The 16,671-nt window shown below is 56.5% G+C and carries 15 protein-coding genes; 6 read left to right on the top strand and 9 right to left on the bottom strand.

Translation table 11 applies throughout. The features are described 5' to 3' along the window. Window positions 1-70 precede the first annotated feature (70 nt). Entirely contained in the window at window positions 71-2,467 is a 2,397-nt protein-coding gene (locus tag THTE_RS03930) for a PQQ-dependent sugar dehydrogenase (protein ID WP_157731702.1), read from the top strand. A gap of 123 nt (window positions 2,468-2,590) precedes the next feature. On the opposite strand, the gene THTE_RS03925 is transcribed toward THTE_RS03930, so the two are convergent. After that, window positions 2,591-4,948: a glycosyl hydrolase family 28-related protein gene (locus THTE_RS03925; protein WP_095414204.1), complete on the bottom strand. Its 2,358-nt coding sequence runs from the start codon at window positions 4,946-4,948 to the stop codon at window positions 2,591-2,593. Window positions 4,949-5,131: 183 nt separating this feature from the next. Between THTE_RS03925 and THTE_RS03920 the strand changes: the two genes are divergently transcribed. Genes THTE_RS03920 through THTE_RS03910 form a run of 3 tightly spaced genes read left to right on the top strand, consistent with a single transcriptional unit; the run spans window position 5,132 to window position 9,479 of the window. After that, on the top strand, window positions 5,132-5,527 hold the full coding sequence (locus tag THTE_RS03920) for a GntR family transcriptional regulator (protein ID WP_095414203.1): 396 nt from the start codon (window positions 5,132-5,134) through the stop codon (window positions 5,525-5,527). Further along, the gene (locus tag THTE_RS03915; RefSeq protein WP_095414202.1) at window positions 5,524-6,465 is read left to right on the top strand and encodes an ABC transporter ATP-binding protein; all 942 of its coding nucleotides are present in this window, start codon (window positions 5,524-5,526) and stop codon (window positions 6,463-6,465) included. The genes THTE_RS03920 and THTE_RS03915 overlap by 4 nt, the downstream gene beginning before the upstream one ends. Beyond that, window positions 6,462-9,479 carry a hypothetical protein gene (locus tag THTE_RS03910; RefSeq protein WP_095414201.1) on the top strand — a complete coding sequence of 1,006 codons (3,018 nt, stop codon included), beginning with the start codon at window positions 6,462-6,464 and terminating at the stop codon, window positions 9,477-9,479. The genes THTE_RS03915 and THTE_RS03910 overlap by 4 nt, the downstream gene beginning before the upstream one ends. 31 nt (window positions 9,480-9,510) lie before the next feature. Here the strand turns inward: THTE_RS03910 and THTE_RS03905 are convergent, their stop codons facing one another. The 8 genes from THTE_RS03905 to THTE_RS03870 form a co-directional block, all read right to left on the bottom strand. Further along, window positions 9,511-10,224 (bottom strand): aromatic aminobenezylarsenical efflux permease ArsG family transporter, encoded by a 714-nt coding sequence (locus THTE_RS03905; RefSeq protein ID WP_095414200.1) that lies wholly within the window; start codon window positions 10,222-10,224, stop codon window positions 9,511-9,513. Between the two features lie 76 nt (window positions 10,225-10,300). After that, window positions 10,301-10,762: a nitrophenyl compound nitroreductase subunit ArsF family protein gene (locus tag THTE_RS03900; protein WP_095414199.1), complete on the bottom strand. Its 462-nt coding sequence runs from the start codon at window positions 10,760-10,762 to the stop codon at window positions 10,301-10,303. Between the two features lie 66 nt (window positions 10,763-10,828). Then, window positions 10,829-11,353 (bottom strand): nitrophenyl compound nitroreductase subunit ArsF family protein, encoded by a 525-nt coding sequence (locus THTE_RS03895; protein ID WP_095414198.1) that lies wholly within the window; start codon window positions 11,351-11,353, stop codon window positions 10,829-10,831. Window positions 11,354-11,440: 87 nt separating this feature from the next. Beyond that, complete coding sequence (locus THTE_RS03890; protein ID WP_095414197.1) at window positions 11,441-11,869, bottom strand: putative zinc-binding protein; 429 nt, start codon at window positions 11,867-11,869, stop codon at window positions 11,441-11,443. A 59-nt stretch (window positions 11,870-11,928) separates the two neighbouring features. Next, complete coding sequence (locus tag THTE_RS03885) at window positions 11,929-12,165, bottom strand: thioredoxin family protein (protein ID WP_095414196.1); 237 nt, start codon at window positions 12,163-12,165, stop codon at window positions 11,929-11,931. A gap of 36 nt (window positions 12,166-12,201) precedes the next feature. Next, window positions 12,202-13,575, bottom strand: a complete 1,374-nt coding sequence (locus tag THTE_RS03880) for a permease (RefSeq protein WP_095414195.1) — start codon at window positions 13,573-13,575, stop codon at window positions 12,202-12,204. Window positions 13,576-13,705: 130 nt separating this feature from the next. Next, window positions 13,706-14,041, bottom strand: coding sequence for an ArsR/SmtB family transcription factor (locus THTE_RS03875; RefSeq protein ID WP_095414194.1), 336 nt, complete (start codon window positions 14,039-14,041; stop codon window positions 13,706-13,708). A gap of 160 nt (window positions 14,042-14,201) precedes the next feature. Continuing rightward, window positions 14,202-14,798 carry an HNH endonuclease gene (locus THTE_RS03870; protein ID WP_095414193.1) on the bottom strand — a complete coding sequence of 199 codons (597 nt, stop codon included), beginning with the start codon at window positions 14,796-14,798 and terminating at the stop codon, window positions 14,202-14,204. Window positions 14,799-15,442: 644 nt separating this feature from the next. Between THTE_RS03870 and THTE_RS03865 the strand changes: the two genes are divergently transcribed. Both THTE_RS03865 and nikR read left to right on the top strand, forming a co-directional pair. Further along, window positions 15,443-16,195 (top strand): YebC/PmpR family DNA-binding transcriptional regulator, encoded by a 753-nt coding sequence (locus tag THTE_RS03865; RefSeq protein WP_095414192.1) that lies wholly within the window; start codon window positions 15,443-15,445, stop codon window positions 16,193-16,195. Between the two features lie 43 nt (window positions 16,196-16,238). Continuing rightward, a complete protein-coding gene (nikR, locus tag THTE_RS03860) occupies window positions 16,239-16,664 on the top strand; it encodes a nickel-responsive transcriptional regulator NikR (protein ID WP_095414191.1) in 426 nt (141 codons plus the stop codon). Window positions 16,665-16,671 lie beyond the last annotated feature (7 nt).

The raw sequence follows: 16,671 nt of genomic DNA, 5'->3' as shown, positions 1-16,671 counted from the left end.
CTTCGTTTTCCCGAGACAAGGCGTGGAGGTTGGAATGATCAGTCGCACGGTTTTCCCTAGGATAGTACAGATGATTTCTATTGCCTCAAGGCGATATTTCTATCTTACTCTTGTGATCGGAGGCTGTCTTTCCAGTTCGGTGAATTCTACAGAGGTTAATCCTTTGCCTGTCCAGCCTGTGGTTTTCAAGGGCATCGATACAAGCCGGTTGATGGGCTCGCCGGATCCATTGCCCCTGGAGCCCGAACGCGCGTTTCCCCGCCTGCGCTTTGATCGCCCTGTACAGGTGACATATGCCGGGGATGGGTCCGGTCGCCTGTTCGTTGTGGAACAGGCCGGTCTGATTCACGTTTTTCCCAATCGGCCCGATGTGGATCACACCACCGTCTTTCTGGATATCCGAGATGTGGTTTCGCGTGACCACAACGAGGAGGGCCTCCTCGGGTTGGCCTTCCATCCACGATTCAAAGAGAATGGAGAATTCTTCGTTTATTACTCGACGCGTCCTCGGGCCTCGATTGTGTCCCGCTTCCGTGTCTCGCGAGATGATCCCAATCGAGCGGACCGTTCCTCTGAAGAAGTTCTCATGCACATTCCGCAACCTTTCGGCAACCACAATGGGGGCAGCATTGAATTCGGACCGGATGGATATCTGTATATCGGAATGGGCGACGGGGGCTCGGCGAATGATCCGCTTGGCGCCGGCCAGGATTTGAAAACCTTGCTGGGGAAAATCCTCCGCATCGATGTGGACCGACGCGACCCCGGCCTGGCTTACGCCATCCCTAAAGACAACCCGTTTGCCGGACGAACCGATGGCACCCGGGGAGAGATTTGGGCTTATGGTTTACGCAATGTGTGGCGGCTGGCCTTTGACCGGGTCACCGGCGACCTCTTTGCCGGTGATGTGGGACAGAACCGGTATGAAGAGGTGGACCTCATCGTGCGTGGCGGTAACTACGGGTGGAAAATCCGCGAGGGGTTCCACCCGTTTGAGCCGAACGCTCCTCAAACCGGCGATGTTCTCATCGATCCGCTTGTGGAGTATTTCCGCCACGAGGGGATGTCGGTAACAGGTGGCCGTGTCTATCGTGGGCAGCGTCTTCCGGAGTTTTACGGCGCATATTTTTACGGGGACTATGTTACAGGAAATGTCTGGATTCTTCGGCTGGATGAAAACAAGCGAGTCATCGAAAACCGCAAGGTCGCACGGACGGGCCTCAATATCAGCTCTTTCGGTGAGGACGCGGAAGGGGAATTGTACTTTACGGCGTTTGACGGCTATGTGTATCGATTCCGAAAGCGGTCGGGCAACCTCTCGGCCATCGCCGCGGCCTTTCCCAAAAAGCTGTCAGAGACGGGACTGTTCACCGACCCAGCAGGTTTGGTACCCTCCGAAGGGCTGCTGCCGTACGATGTCAACGTACCGCTGTGGTCCGACGGCGCGATGAAACAGCGCTTTCTTGCGCTGCCGCGAGGTCAAAGCGTTACTTTTAGTGAAAAAGGTCACTGGCAATTTCCCGAGGGCACAGTGCTGGTGAAGACATTCTTTCTTCCCGCCAGTGCTACCGCCGCCAGTCGCTCACCGCGAGAGATCTCAGCGGCAGAGCTGGCTGACCCCCGGCAGTGGCGGCGTCTGGAAACCCGCCTGTTGGTCCGCAGTCCCGAGGGCTGGCAGGGATACACCTATGTTTGGAACGATGCTCAAACAGATGCCGAGCTTTTAGACGGTGCAAAAACAGTGGAGGTTTCCGCGGCAACGCCAACTGGCCGGGAAACATTCTCATGGTATTTCCCAAGTCGCTCGGATTGCATGGCCTGTCATACTCCCGCCGCGGGATTTGTGCTGGGCCTAAACACCCGGCAGCTCAATCGGCCAGTTATTCCGGGTTCATATTCCTATTCTTCGGTAAAGGCGACGAGCGAGAGCGTTTCATCGTCCAATGAAGCCGATCATGGGAAGATGGAAGCGCTCGTAGAAGGTCGGGAACGCCCCAACCAGATCGCCCTGTGGCGAGCGCTGGGTGTTTTTGCCAACCCACCACAAGGTGCGCCGGAGTCGTGGGATGCTTATCCGGACTGGTTCACGGCTTCAACGGCCAAAGCCGGACAGCGTCAGGAGCTTGTTCGGGCGTACCTTGATGCTAACTGCGCCATGTGCCACGTCCCGGACGGTATCGTCAACCGTCCTGACTTCCGCTATCACACACCGCTGGAAAAGGCGCAACTGATTGGTGTGAATCCTGGACAGGGTCAGGTGGGACCGCAGGGAAGCAAAATCGTTCGACCGGGCAACCCTGAGGCCAGCGAACTGTGGCACCGTCTCCGGCTGCGGGGCCCCCGTCAAATGCCACCGCTGGCTACCAACCGAACGGATGAACGTGCCGTGTCGCTCGTCGAGCAGTGGATCAGGGACCTGCAAGAATCCCGGCAGCTTACCCCGGCAATCCCCTCGCGCCGCCGATGATGGTTTTTCACAGAATATCGCATTATTTTACTTTCCCCAACAACAAAAATTGACAAACGGATACATGGCATAGAAATACTTCGGGGACGTTATTCGATTTTTGAATACACTGCCGGTCAGTATTTATTTTTTGCCGCGGATCCATACCGTCAGCTTTCCCTGACTGGTGGCGATCACCCGGCGAATGACGATCTCTGTGCCCTCGCTCACCTTTTCCGGATAAACGGGGACCGTTTCGCGGAGCAACCGAAGGTGCCGCACAATCGTTTCGTCACTCACAGCGCCACGGTCCTGGAGGGGAGATGCGCCGCGGGGTGAGCGGGCAGGATCGGGATGGTCCGGCAAATTCCGGAGAAATTCGAAGCCTTTGGCAGCCACTGTTTTGTTGTTGGTATTGATATTGCATCCCACCAGGCCGCCCTGTGCCGGCGGCTGAGCGCGATTGAGCCAGATCGTCTCGCTGGTTGCCGGCGGTTTGATCACCCAAAACTGATTATTCAATGCCAGCACGCTCGTGTGGCTCCCGTCGCCCCGGATCTCGATGCGACAGGGGTCTTCAGTTGCAACCGGCATGAAAAGACAGGTTGCCAGCGTGCACAGCCCGCGAAAATTTTCCGCCAGGACGGTCGGTGCACTTGGACTCGTCGCATAAGAAAACCGGGTGGCGTCGATGGAGAGGTTACCGCTTTCGGAAAGATGGAGCCCACAAAGGGCGTCGGAACTTCGCTCATGATAAATACTTCGCACAACGAGCGCACCTCCGTTGCGGACCTCGTACTGTCCAACTGCGGACCCGGTGGCACCCGTGAAAATGGCGACCGGAACACGTGGCTCCCGATTGTTGCCAATCACCTGAACCCACCGACCCGCCTGACCGCTGCCCTGGAACGCGCGGAACTGAACTGTGGCCTCGCCCACCCCTTCCACACGCAGGGCCACGGGTAGATCGTCCTCGTGGATGGACGATGAACCGGTCACGTTAAGCTGATCGGCCAGCAGGCGAGAATTGGCGTCATCCGGCAACTCTACAAGCAGCGCTGAGGCCCGGCCACCATTTAAGTGAAGATCCTGCAGCGACACCTGTCCGGGCCCCGCGATGTGGACAAGACAACCATCCGGCGACCCAGTCCACACCAACCGTGTGGCAACCTCACTGGCACCATCACCGACTAACTGGAGGTCGGCCCCAGGGGGAATAACCAGGGTGCGGTCAATCTGATAAACTCCCATGGGAATATGAACCACGGGCCGTTCCCCGACCATCTGTGCCGCTTGATCAATGGCCTTTTGGATATCTTCCGCACTGGCGTTGGGCGGCACTTCGATGATTCGGCGAGTCTTCCTTGGTGGGACCGATGGAAGTTCTGGTAGAGCATCCGAAATCTGATCGGGCGAGACAACCCGTTCGGCGATCCGCCGGAAGCGTCCGCGTTCCTCGACGGCGTCGTCCTGTGTGTACGCGTTTCCAACCAAGGTTTGGTCAGCCCAGGTCATTCTGATCGCGCGAGTATTCGGCCGAATTCGAAATTGATTATCCACCACCAAATACGGTCCGGCGTTGTCCAACACCATGGCGCAGTCACCTGTTGGATCGACAATCCTGTTGCCGGTGATACTGGTAGGCGACCCCCAGGTGTGTCCACTGGAAAAATCCAGAAAACAACGCGATCCTACACTTACGTTATTCACTACCGAAAAGACCATGAGATTAGCGATACTGACGTCCGATACACGAGAGCGAATAAAAACATTGTGCCACGCATGCCAGTTACCCATCACGTTATGGATGGATCGCCCACAATCTTCGAACCAGCAGTACCACACCCAAATATCCATCGAATTCCAGTTGACTGCCTGAATACCCGTTTCACATCGCAGAAACCGGCAGCGGAGGACTTCATTTTCGGCCTGGCCGGCGGTTTGCGGGCCACCAAATACAAGTCCATTTTGGGCATCGCGGAATATAAGGTCGCTTGTTTCGTTATATGTGGAGAAAGAAGGCCCGTAAAACAAACAAACGCCGGCCCGACCACGGCCATCGAACGTCATCCGCGAAATCTTTGAATACCATGCGTCCCATTGGAGCATCGTCTCGCCTTCGGGCCCGTCCCACAAAAGAACCGTTTTCTCGGGAGTCTCGCCGACCAGGGAGACCATATTATCCGTGTGGGCCTGGCGAACAGTTTTGAGGGGGCGAGTCAAACGGTAAGTCCCCGCGGGGAAATACAGCACGGACGCCTGCTGGTGGCTGCGGATCGCATCCAGCGCCTGCTGGATGGCCGCTGTGTCATCGGCGATTCCGTCACCCACCGCTCCGAAGTCCCGGCGTACATCCAGCCAACTTGGGCACGGCCCGACAAACTCCTCTTCAGCGGCCAGTGTAAGCGTCCAGCCTGTGCCGCTTGTGAGTGTCAAAATTCCCGCAAGCAATACTAACCCGAGCGATCTGCCGCAACAATGACGCGGTGTCTGATTGAACATGGTAGACCGTCTCCATTTGCTGGCAGGGACGAAAGTCACAGGTGATATTGTGACCGAATGAATCGTCAGCCACCAGCCGGCGGGAACCGTCGAAACTCGCCTCGCATTTTTGGCCGCAAAGCACTTGACAAGCCGCGGCCGAGCGATATACTGTACTAGTGAGCTAGTACAGGAGACAAACACATGTACGTCCGCGTGGACCCGGCTGACGCCACCCCGATTTACGAACAGATTGCCCGACAGATCAAATTTGCCGTGGCGTCGGGCGCACTTCAGCCGGGAGAGCTGACGCCTTCCGTCCGCGAGATGGCCCGCCAGCTCGCCGTCAACCCGAACACCGTAGCCCGTGCTTATCGTGAACTTCAGGACGAAGGAATCCTGACCGCCCAGCGGGGCGTGGGGCTGACGGTCGCGAAGGATGCCCCAGAGCGCTGTCGCAAGGAGAGGGAACGATGGGTGTATGAGCGCCTCAAGCAGGTCGTGGATGAGGCGTTGCGGGCCCAAATCACCCCCCGGCAACTTGAGCGGATGCTGCGCGATCTGCTCCGCTCGCTGCCACAGCAGGAGAACACGCCATGAATCCCGTCATTCGCGTGGAAAACATTTCCAAGAGATTCAGAAAAGTGGAAGCCCTCCGCGGGGTGTCGCTGGAGATTCCTCGCGGCGTGGTGTGGGCACTCCTGGGGAGGAACGGTGCCGGGAAGACCACGCTCATCAAGATTCTGCTGGGGCTGCTCGACCCGGATGACGGCAAAGCGGAAGTTCTGGGATATGATTGCCAGCGTGAGTCGCTCGAGATCCGTCGCCGTGTCGGTTATGTTCCTGAACAGCCCGGCCTGTACGAGTGGATGCGTGTGGACGAAATCGGCCAGTTCTGTGCTGCGTTTTATCCGGCGGGATATTTTACTGCCTATCTGGAGCATATCAAAAAATTTGGACTGGATCCCCAAAAGAAAATAAAAGAGCTCTCCAAAGGCATGCGGGCAATGGTCCTGCTGGCCCTGGCCATCAGCCACGATCCCGATCTCCTCATCCTCGACGAGCCCACTTCCGGCCTGGACGTGATTGTCCGACGGCAGTTTCTGGAAAGTATGGTGGATCGCGCGGCCACTGGAAAAACCGTATTTCTCGCCAGCCACCAGGTCCACGAGGTGGAGCGCGTCACCGATATTGTGGGCTTTCTCAAGGAGGGTCGGTTGATTCTCGTGGACGAGGTGGAGAAACTCAAGCGTGAAATCCGACGGTGGGTGCTGATATTTGACAATCCTCAATCTTTAAACGCTTTTCTGAATACTCTTACCTCTTTTCCGTTAGAAATCATACAACAGACACGCGAAGGACTGGAGTGTCATATCATCGCGCGGAGTCCAGGCGACTCGGAACCCATCCGTCAGGTAGCCATTTCCGGCCTTCGCTCAATCGATGCTTTCCCATGCTCGCTGGAAGAGATCTTCACAGCCTACATGAACCGAGAAACGCAACCGATCAGTTCTCAGCAGACGGAGGAAGTGTCATGAAGGCCCCTTCTGGTCAAGGCACCGGTGCCTTTCAACATGAGTTCCTCTTTGAAACTCTTGCCCTGGCATGGAAATACTGGCGTGAGACGCAGCTTCTCATGCTGGCCCTGGGAATAATTCCCTCCGTGCTGGCCGTTTTCTTCGCCGCAAATACTCGCCCCACCCAATCGCTAACTGTCGTGCCGTTTGTGGGCGCCGCCTTATTCGCGCTGGCGTTCGGCGCCATGGCCTTTGCAGGCGAAACCGAACGAAAGACGGACACGTTACTCCGTGCCCTCCCTGTGAAAACTTCGCGCATTGTGCTTGCCGTGAGTATCGTCGCTCTATGGGGAGTGACCGTCTGCTTGTTAATGGGCTTTGTGATTCTTACTGCCGCAGGAACGCTGACTAACGACTCTTCGCTGTTTCAGCGATGGCAGTGGGATATTTCCCTGAGTGTGCTTTTCTGGGTGGGGTTGGCGGGAGAGTTCTTCGTATGGGGGCTCCTTTTTTCGATCTTTGTACAGCGTGTGATCTGGTCCGCTGTGATGGGGGCGGCGGTGGCCTACGTTCTTGACATCTTTATTGTCACCGGTTTTTACAACTTGGAGCAAGTATTCTTTCCCGATCAGTTTATACCCAAGTTCGGCACTTTTACCTGGGAGTCGTCGGGCCAGTTGCTGCCGGTCCGTCTTCTTGCCGTGGCCAGTGTTTTAACGATTGATGCGATTCTCGTGGGAAAGTGGCTGAAAAGTTCCGACGAACCGCTTCGCTGGCTGAAAAGCCGCCTTCTGTTCCTTCGATTGGGAGGGTTTTCGGCACCCCTGCGGGTTCGCCAGATCGTCTCCCGTTTGTCAACTCCTGCAATACCGAATTTAAGTGCCGCGCCCATGAGATACCTGGTGTGGCTTCATGAGCGACACCTGGGCGGATGGGCGCATTTTCTTAAAATGATCCTCTTTCTGTACATACTCCTTCTGACATGTATCAGCGCCCTGAGTACCCAGTGGCTATCACCTGATGCCTTCAGGGAATGGTGCGAAAAGTACGCGCTGTATGCCCTGATCCTCGTTCCCCCGATGGCCATTGCGGTGACAGGCATTTCTACTTTTATTTTCGATCGCGGTGGTTCGACTCGTAACTTCCTCGCAGCATTACCAATTCCGCCACGCGTGATCTGGTGGTCACGGCAGCGATGGGCGTTTCCATGGCTGATTGCCTGGTGTGTCGCCGGGATACTCTGCGACTTGGTCTTTTCAGGCTTCCGGCAATCCATTTTCCTGGCGCGAGATATTCGGCCGTCTCCAGACTGGCTGGCGTACGTCATCTCTGCGATTGGCTGGTACGCAGCCGGGCAACTCGCGGGCATGGCATCTCCCAATATTATTCAGGCCTTTGTGGTGGCCTGGTTTTTGCTGTTTTTGGGACTGTATCTTCCCGGCGAGTTCTTTCCGGTTGGCCGGGACGAACTCTGGCCGGGGCTGGCGTTCGTGATCCGCTTCCTGGTGTTTTCGGCTGGAGTTCTGGCGCAAACGACGGTATCCCTTCGTCCGTGGCTTCGACGGCATCTCGACAACCGCTGGTTCGCGATTGTGCGCAGTCCTATCTTGTGGACCCTCGTAGTGATGTGGTTTCTCCTGCCTGCACTTCGCGTGTACTTGATTCAAGGTCCCCAAAGTTCGAAATTCGAGGCGCTGCGGGTCTCGATGACGGTCATACAGGGATCACCTTCGGCAGCCAAGGCCGATACGCAAATGGCCGGCGTGCTCCACACAATGTCCGTGCTGGCAACAATCGAGCGGCTTGACGCCGAGTATAACCCTTCGTTATTCGTCGATCATATACGTCCCGATGATGACTACAGTCGGCAGCTATGGACACGTGTCTCGCACAATTCGGCTTTTATGCAACAGCTTGCGGACCTCACAAAGACGCCTTATTCAGACCCGTTTGTCGCGTGTCTGTTTGAGGATTCAGCGACCCAGAATCTCCTCAGTGCGGACGACAAGCTGGTCTCTTCCCGCTTTTTCCACAATGCCTTCTTCGAACGCCTGATCTACCAGGCAATCGAGCATCATCATCTGGAGTATGCGCGGATTTTCTTCACGGCCGATCTGTGCCTGCGGCTGCGGGGACATCGGACGCGGCCCCTGATTTTTGCGGCAGACTTCACTGGCTACAGTCCCGCAACCCAAAGGGATTGGAGAGCGTGGGCCGACGCCGTGTGGGCATGGTGCCATGCCCCGGGGCAAACGTCCCACGATATTCGGCAGACTTTACGGGAAATTTACGATACATGGAAAAATGAGCGGATCCCCTTTGATGAGCGAATACTCTTCATGTATCGCTATTGGCGCGATCTTATTTTCAGAGAACGGTCCTCACAGGACGAGTTTTGCTTACCCCACTGGCCGAAGTGGGCTGTTTATCTTCCCGGAGAAAAAGCAGCCTACCAGAAGCGCATCGATCGGATTTTTTCTGAGTGGCTCACTTTTGCTCGGCAATATGAAGCCGACGATATTTTGCCCGGCACCCAGCCCGAGATTTCTGACAGCAGTCTCGCTATGTGGATCGGGCAATTTCTCAGCGATAGTCCGGCCTGGGTCAAATCGTATATCTATTATGAATTTCTCAATCAGCGGACGATCGATGTGACAGTCCGCGCGACGCTCCTGCGGATGGCCTTGCGGGCATACGAGATAGACCACGGACATTTGCCCGATCAACTGGCCGATCTGGTCCCCGATTATCTTCTCGTAATACCGAGCGTTCCCGGCACGCAGGACGCGTTTATTTACTTCCCGGCTGATACGGAGGCATCCGCGCGTGTGCACCCGGAACTGACAGGCCCCTGTCTGGCGATTCCAGGACTTCTCGGAGTAGCTCGCGATGGCTGGCCGACGGAGGCCGATCGCCGCGCTCAAGCCAGAAGAACCTCCTGGAATTCCGCGTTCCCGGAATCTGACGTGCTGGTTATTTGGCCCCTGTCTCCGCCGCCGCTCAAAAAGGCCTCACCGCAAGGCGAAAACCCTTAATCGGCCGGTTCTTTTCCCGGAGCAATATTCGTTACGAGAGAATATCAAAGATGTTCACGGGAAGATCGAAGTTATAGAGAAGAACAAAGTAGATCCCAATAAGAAGAAAGACAATCCCCGTGACAGTTCGCACCACCCGGTCAATAACGGTTACAGCGGCGAAGGCCCGGCCAACCCAACTGGCGGCGAAGACCACGAGCAGAGCGAACACGAGAACGGGCACTCCTGTGGCCACGCCATACAAGAAGGCGAGCCCCAGCGATCCCACCGAGCGGGTAGCGAGCAGCGTGACCACAGTTCCAAAATACGCCGCCGACGTTGGGCAAAAAGCCAGCGCAAAAAGCACGCCAAGGAGAAACGCTCCCAAAACGCCAAATCGATCGGCGATCTTCTGTGCGTGCCCGGCCTGCGCCTGCGGTAGAGGAATCGAAATCAAGTTCAGAAGCAGCATCCCAACCAGAATGAGAAGTGGCCCGAGAAATAAATGTCCGTACTTTTGCAGGCTGGTGGAAAGGCCCGGCAGACTCGTCAGGCCTGCGCTCAAAATGCCCGCGAGCGCGGCGTAGGTGACGGAACGTCCCAGAGTATAGAGGATTCCGCTTGTCACTACCCAGCGCCGGTCTGTCAGCTTTCGCGCAATGTAGGTGACCGCCGCGATATTCGTGGCCAACGGACACGGCGCCACAGCAGTCGCGAGACCGAGGAGCGTCACCCCCACCAGTGGGGCAGAACTCTCGAGGGCCATATCGGCTCGTCCTTTTAAATGTTATTGGCTAAAGTCCGCTTTTTTTCCGGTATACTCACTAACACTTTCTTACTGTTTACTTCCGAACACTCAGAAGTTGCCTGAGGTACTCCTCGACGCCTTCGCGCACGTAGTTCTCAAAATCTTGCGGTTTGCCAAGAAGCCCGAACACGCGAGGGAAAGGTTGCCACTGCACGACCCTGTTATCGTGAACCAGCACGAGTACCAGTTCCGGCATCGTTACCTGATAGGCGCGGGCAAACTGGGCATTTCGCGGATCCTGGAAATCGATGGAAGCCCACTGGAGACGCCCCGACCTCAGTTCCTGCACAAAGTACTTTTGCAGGACTTCCCCGATCGTTTTTTCCACCAATCGGCAGGTCGGACACCGCTGGGTTCGGTGAAAGTAGATCGCCACCACCCGATCAGGCTGAAGAGCAGGCTGTGTTGATGGTTCAGCGCCGGGGGCGGCAGCACTCCATTGCGAAAAAGTGACTGCCAAAACGAGAACGCCGGTCAACCATCCTTTCGCTAACATTGTTCCCCTCCTTGTGCTTTTAAGACTTTCTATCAGGTGTGCCAGACGGAACCACTCCGCACCCAGTCAACCTGTTGTGTCCTGGAGCATCTTTTGCATGTTATCGGAAATCAGGCGTGTGAATGCATCTTTATCGCCCACGCACTGCCAAACTTCCATGATGTTGACAAATTCTTTTTCTTCCCCGTCGTGAATACGGACCATCACGACTGTCGGGGCAATCAGTTTATATTTTTCGATATAAGGTTTATTTTCCGGCTTTTCATAGTTTAACTCACGGATGATGATCCTGCGCGAGTTTAATTCCTGAGCGAAGTTTGCCTCGAGTACTTCCTTGGTGCTTGCTTCGATGGCCAGGCATGTGGGACACCGCACATTGCCGTGGAATAAATAGACGAGTACGCCGTCCTTTATGGTTTGCGGTGCTGGCTCCTGGGTAGTACTGGTGGCCGCAGTCGGGGAAGCCGCCACCGTCCGCGAGGGCGGGTTTCCGTTTCCCGCTATTTTCACTAACGCCGCCCCTAGGGCCGCGCCAGCTAACAGCAACATCACGCCAGTAAAGACATTCCGCCAATGCGCTCCCTGATTCATACTTAACCCTCCCGAACGATGTCGCGAAACTGGCTCCGAGTAATTTGCAACGTGCTTACCGGACAATGCACGCCCGCAAAATGTCCATTATTCACAACAGGCGGAATCTTTCATGCCTGCTGAGGGTGGCCCCTCCGATAGAATGCGGCACACCTCGTCGGCAATCCGCTGCACATTCTCCTGAGTGACAGGCGACTGGCCGCGTTTAAAACCGAGTTGGTCCACCCGGACAGAAACAAACTCCGTAAGGCCCGCCCGCTCCAGGGCACGGCGTCCGCATTGGGTGGGGCAACCGTCGATGACCACCACACGGCGGGCGTTGCGGACGGCGTTGATGCTGCCCGCGGCTCCTGCCCCAATTCCCGCCAGGCAGCCCATGCGGGCAGAGCCGCGGCGGCTCAGTTCGCGGGCAGCAAGGTCTGCCAGGTGCCCCAGGTTGGAGGCCCCCGAACAGGCAAGAACGGCGACCTCCGTGCCGCAACAAGCACACGGCCGTGCACTGGTCTCTTCGGTCATTTTGTCGATTCCCCGCGCAGGTTGAGTTGGCAAGCGAATGACGGCTACTTCAGTGCCCTTCAGCTCGCCAGGATTCGCTTGATCTCGTCAACAGTGGCGACCTTGCCCTGCAGCTTTAATTCGCCGTCCACCACGAGAGCCGGTGTCATCATCACGCCAAAACTTGTGATCATGTTAATGTCGGATACCTTCTCAATGTGCGCATCCATTCCCAGTTGCTTGACGGCCTCCTCAGCATTTTTGAGAAGGGCCTGACACTTGGCACATCCTGGACCCAGAACCTGAATGAGTTTCATCGCAACGCCTCCTTTCCATAAGCGAGGTCAACGAAATCAGACGAAAAACGCTCCAAAGATCATACCCACGACAGTACTCATGATCACCACGAGTACCACGAAGGTGGCTGTTTTCTTAAATCCCCACACACTGTAGATGACCGCGATACTGGGAAGGGAAAGAGCGGGCCCAGCCAGCAACAGTGCCAGTGCCGGTCCTTTCCCCATCCCCAAACCGATCAACGCTTCCAGAATCGGGATTTCGGTGAGTGTGGCGAAATACCATGCTGCGCCGATGACCGACGCCACGAAGTTCGCGCGAAAGCTGTCTCCTCCCACAAGGGCTCCCACCAGCTTTTCAGGAAGCAGAGCCCCCACGAAACCTGTCACAAACACCCCGAGGAACAAGAGCGGAATGATCTGTTTGGCGAATGACCAGGTCTCACCAAGCCAGGCTCCCAGTTCCGCTTTTTCGAACCAGGAGAAAGCCATGATCACCGTCAGCAACAGGAACAGGCCGGCAAAGTACCAGCGATTGCGATACACCCAGGCGGCGAATTCGTAACCCGATGGGGTATCCTGAGTCATGCTGCGGATGTACTTCTTGTCCACATTGAACTTCATGCCCTTGGAAAGCTCGGGGATGCTTTCCTCCATCTGCAGGCGGTAAGCTGTCGTGGTTTCCTGAAGCACCGCCACACTGATCGGTCCTGTTGTCTTGAGTGAGCGGACGGAACCGTCCATAAGGGTCACCTGGGTGTCAGGATTGAACTCCACGCGGGTACGACTCGGGTCGCTCCAGTCGGAAAACACCAGAAAAAGGATCATCGCGCCGAGAAACGCCGCGTTTTGCCACAGTTTCCGCTTCGGTGGGGAGGATTGGGGAAGGGCCATGAATGCCTTGACTCGCTCTGTTTCTTCTTTGCGGAAGATCCAGGCCATGAGTAGACCGATGACCACGGCGAAAACAACCGCGCCTACTACCCGGGCAATTCCCAGGTCCCAACCCAGTACCCGAGCTGTGAGGAAGATGGCCATCACATTGATGGCCGGGCCGGAATAGAGAAAAGCCGCCGCGGGCCCCAGTCCGGCGCCTACCCGGTAGATTCCCGCGAACATGGGAAGCACGCTGCACGAGCAGACGGCCAGGACAGTGCCCGCAACCGATGCCACCGCATAGGCCTCGATCTTGTTGGCCTGCGGTCCAAGGTGCCGCAGAACGCCTTCTTTGGATAGAAACGTGGCGATTCCCCCCGCGATGAACATCGCTGGCACCACACACGCGAGGGTGTGGTTTCTCGCATACCACTGCAACATGAGAAAGGCTTCCATGACCGCGTTCTGAATCCTCGGCGAACTGAAGTTGAGAAAGTACGCCAGGAGGAACACGATCACCAAAGCGGCCAGAATTCCCCAGTCTTTTCGCGTCATGGTGAGCGGACTCCTTTTCTACATGTTTATGCGTATTTGGCAAAATGTGCAATATTACTTCCCTAAAAAAACTGAGCGACTCCTCGGAAAGGGCGTCCCGGACTACCGGATTTGTCACGGCCCAGGAAACCTACCGGAGCAGCTTCAACCTGCTCTCCAGCCCCTGCTGGATGACCCCATCAATGCAGTCGAGAAACTGGAGGATGCAGGGTGCCCTCAGCCGGTAAAACGTCATCTGTCCCCTTTTTTCATCCTGCAGGATACCGGCCTCCTTCATCTGGCTCAGATGGCGGGAAGTCGTGGACATGTCCAGGCCCAGGAGGTCCGCCAGCTCGCACACACACTTTTCGCCGGCCCTCCCCAGCTCCTCAACGATCACCAACCGCGAGGGATGGGCCAGGGCTTTGATCACCTGTGCCCGGCTTTCGCACCGAGCACGCACCTTGGGGTCAAGTTTACTGGTCATGGCCGGGAAACACTCCTGCATGCCTGTTTGTACTACGCGGGGCCGGTTCGGTTTGTTTGACAATTGCACACATGTGCAAGTATAGTCTCCATTAATATCGGCGACAAGACCGGTCCAACTTCATAAAAAAGCGCGACGGAAAACGACCAGGGGATTCCGGCTACCGTTCGAGAGTGACGTTCCAGTAGGCCTCGCTGATGAAGCGATTCCAGCTTTCGATGCGAATCTCACGGGCGGCATAGATGGGGCGCCATTTCGGCCGGGTGGGCTTGCGGCGGAGTTTCATTCCCGCCTCTTCAGGGGTTCGGTTGCCCTTCTTTCGGTTGCAGTCCACGCAGGCCAGAACACAGTTCTCCCAGGTGGATTCGCCACCCCTCGCCCGGGGAATCACGTGATCGATCGTGAGCTGATCCGGTGGACACTGCTTGCCACAGTACTGGCAGGTGTTGTGGTCTCGCTTGAAGAGGTTCCGCCGACTGAACGGCACGCCGGAATGCGGCACGCCATCATATTCTCGCAACGTGATCACTTCCGGCACGCGGAGGCGAAAGGAAACCCCCTGAATAAAACTCTCACCCTCAGCAGGGGTCAATTGAGTCCAGTCCGACCACGTGTACGTGCTGAAGTCCTCAGGATCGACGATGAGGGCCGTCCCCTGGTAAACCATAACCAGGGCCCGCGCAACCGTCGCCACGTGGATCGGTTGCCAATGTCGATTGAGCACGAGCGTCGGCCGTTGAAGTACACCGGCAGCCACAGCGGCACCTTATACCATGGGCGGTCGAAAGAAGCAGACATTTGCGCCCCTAAGGGAGCCCCACGGGCGTCCTCGGGACGGTTGTTTGTTCGGCCGTTACCTGACCAACCCCACACGGGCGGTCTCTCCCTGATGCCGTGCCGAACTTCTCCGTCTGCACAGACCATCCCTGTTAGTCAGTGTAACCGATCGTGCAGAGGACCGCAACAACCTGAAAAGGCGCCCCATCGCCCATTTTGCAAAAGCCCCCGACACACCACGGGCAAATTTGGCTGGAGGGGCCATGCATGAATAGTCCCTCCCGTTCTAACCAGGCACTGAACCGAGCGCCCAGAGACCGACCGGTGAAATGGATTCTGCGAAGATGGGAACGTGATCGGACAAGCAGTTTTCTCCGAAGAAATCTTTTCAGTGAAGCACGCTGGTGGTGCCCTGGTAAGTAGTTCGGATTATCAAATGCTAACAGGCAGGAACGGATCCCTCCGGCCGCGGACTTGACAGGCATGTCGCTGTGAAGAACGTCTCGGTTCTTGTGGCCGGAAATGGCCGGGTGATATACTGAGTTAAGGGGAGCGGGAAGCTGAGCGCACTGTATTTGACACGGCGAGCAAACTTGTAGAAAGAAGCAAAAGGAAGGACTTTTTATGGCCGGGCATTCGCACTGGGCAAGCATCAAACATAAAAAGGCTACCGTGGACGCCAAGCGGGGAAAGATCTGGAGCAAGGTGTCCAAGGCGATCATTATTGCGGCCCGAATCGGGGGTGGAGATCCGAAAATGAATCCTCGATTGCGGGCTGCTATTGAAGCCGCCAAGGCCGTCGGCATGCCCAAGGATAACATCCAGCGGGCGATTAAACGCGGCACGGGCGAAATCGAGGGCGCGGCTCTGGAAGAAGTCACCTACGAAGGTTATGGACCCGGCGGTGTGGCAATCATGTGCGACGTCCTCACCGATAATCGCAATCGGACCGCCGCGGAAATCCGTAAGTGCTTTGAGCTTCACAATGGAAAGCTGGGAAGCACCGGATGCGTGGCCTGGATGTTCGAGACCAAGGGGCTGTTCCTTGTGCCTGCGAACCAGGTCTCTGAGGAGCGGTTAATGGAGGTGGCATTAGAGGCCGGGGCGGAAGACATTAAACAGGTGGGAGACAAGTTCGAGGTCACCTGTGATCCAAGCAAGTTCTCGGATGTAAGTGAGGCGCTGGACCGGGCCGGCATCCCCTGTGATTCTCGGGAAGTGACCCGCATTCCCAAAGATTACGTGGACCTGGATGCAGACACGGCGAGGAAAGTGTTGAAACTCATGGAAGAGCTTGACGAACACGACGATGTCCAAAACGTGTCGGCAAACTTCAACATTCCCGATGAGGTGATGGCGGAGCTTGGGCAGTCCTAACCGGGATAGTTTTTTGACCTGAGCGACGAAACAGGGGGATCGTGTGTCAAAGATCGTCCGCTTTTCCGTTTCGCTGGAGCGAGACCTTTTGAAGCGGTTTCAGCGATACTGCCGCGAAGAGCGTTTTGCCACCCGCAGCGAGGCGATTCGCCAGCTCATCCACGACTCGCTGGCCCGACGGGCATGGATCGAAGATGCGGAAGATGTCGCGGGGACATTGACGCTGGTGTATGATCATCATCGGAGTCAACTCCGCGACCAGCTCATGAAGCTCCAGCACGACCATCATAATCTGATTATCTCGGTGGTGCATGCGCACCTGACGCATGACCTGTGCTTGGAGGTCATCCTGCTGCGGGGACCAGCGCGGCAACTCCGCGAAATTGCGGCCCGGCTCCGCGGACTGAAAGGCGTTCACAAAGGAGAACTTGTCATCGGGACTGTTCCTCACGAAGACTCCCAGAAATAGCGTCATG

This window comes from Thermogutta terrifontis, from assembly GCF_002277955.1.
Taxonomy (GTDB): Bacteria; Planctomycetota; Planctomycetia; order Pirellulales; family Thermoguttaceae; genus Thermogutta; species Thermogutta terrifontis.
This window is presented reverse-complemented; position numbering and strand designations above follow the sequence as displayed.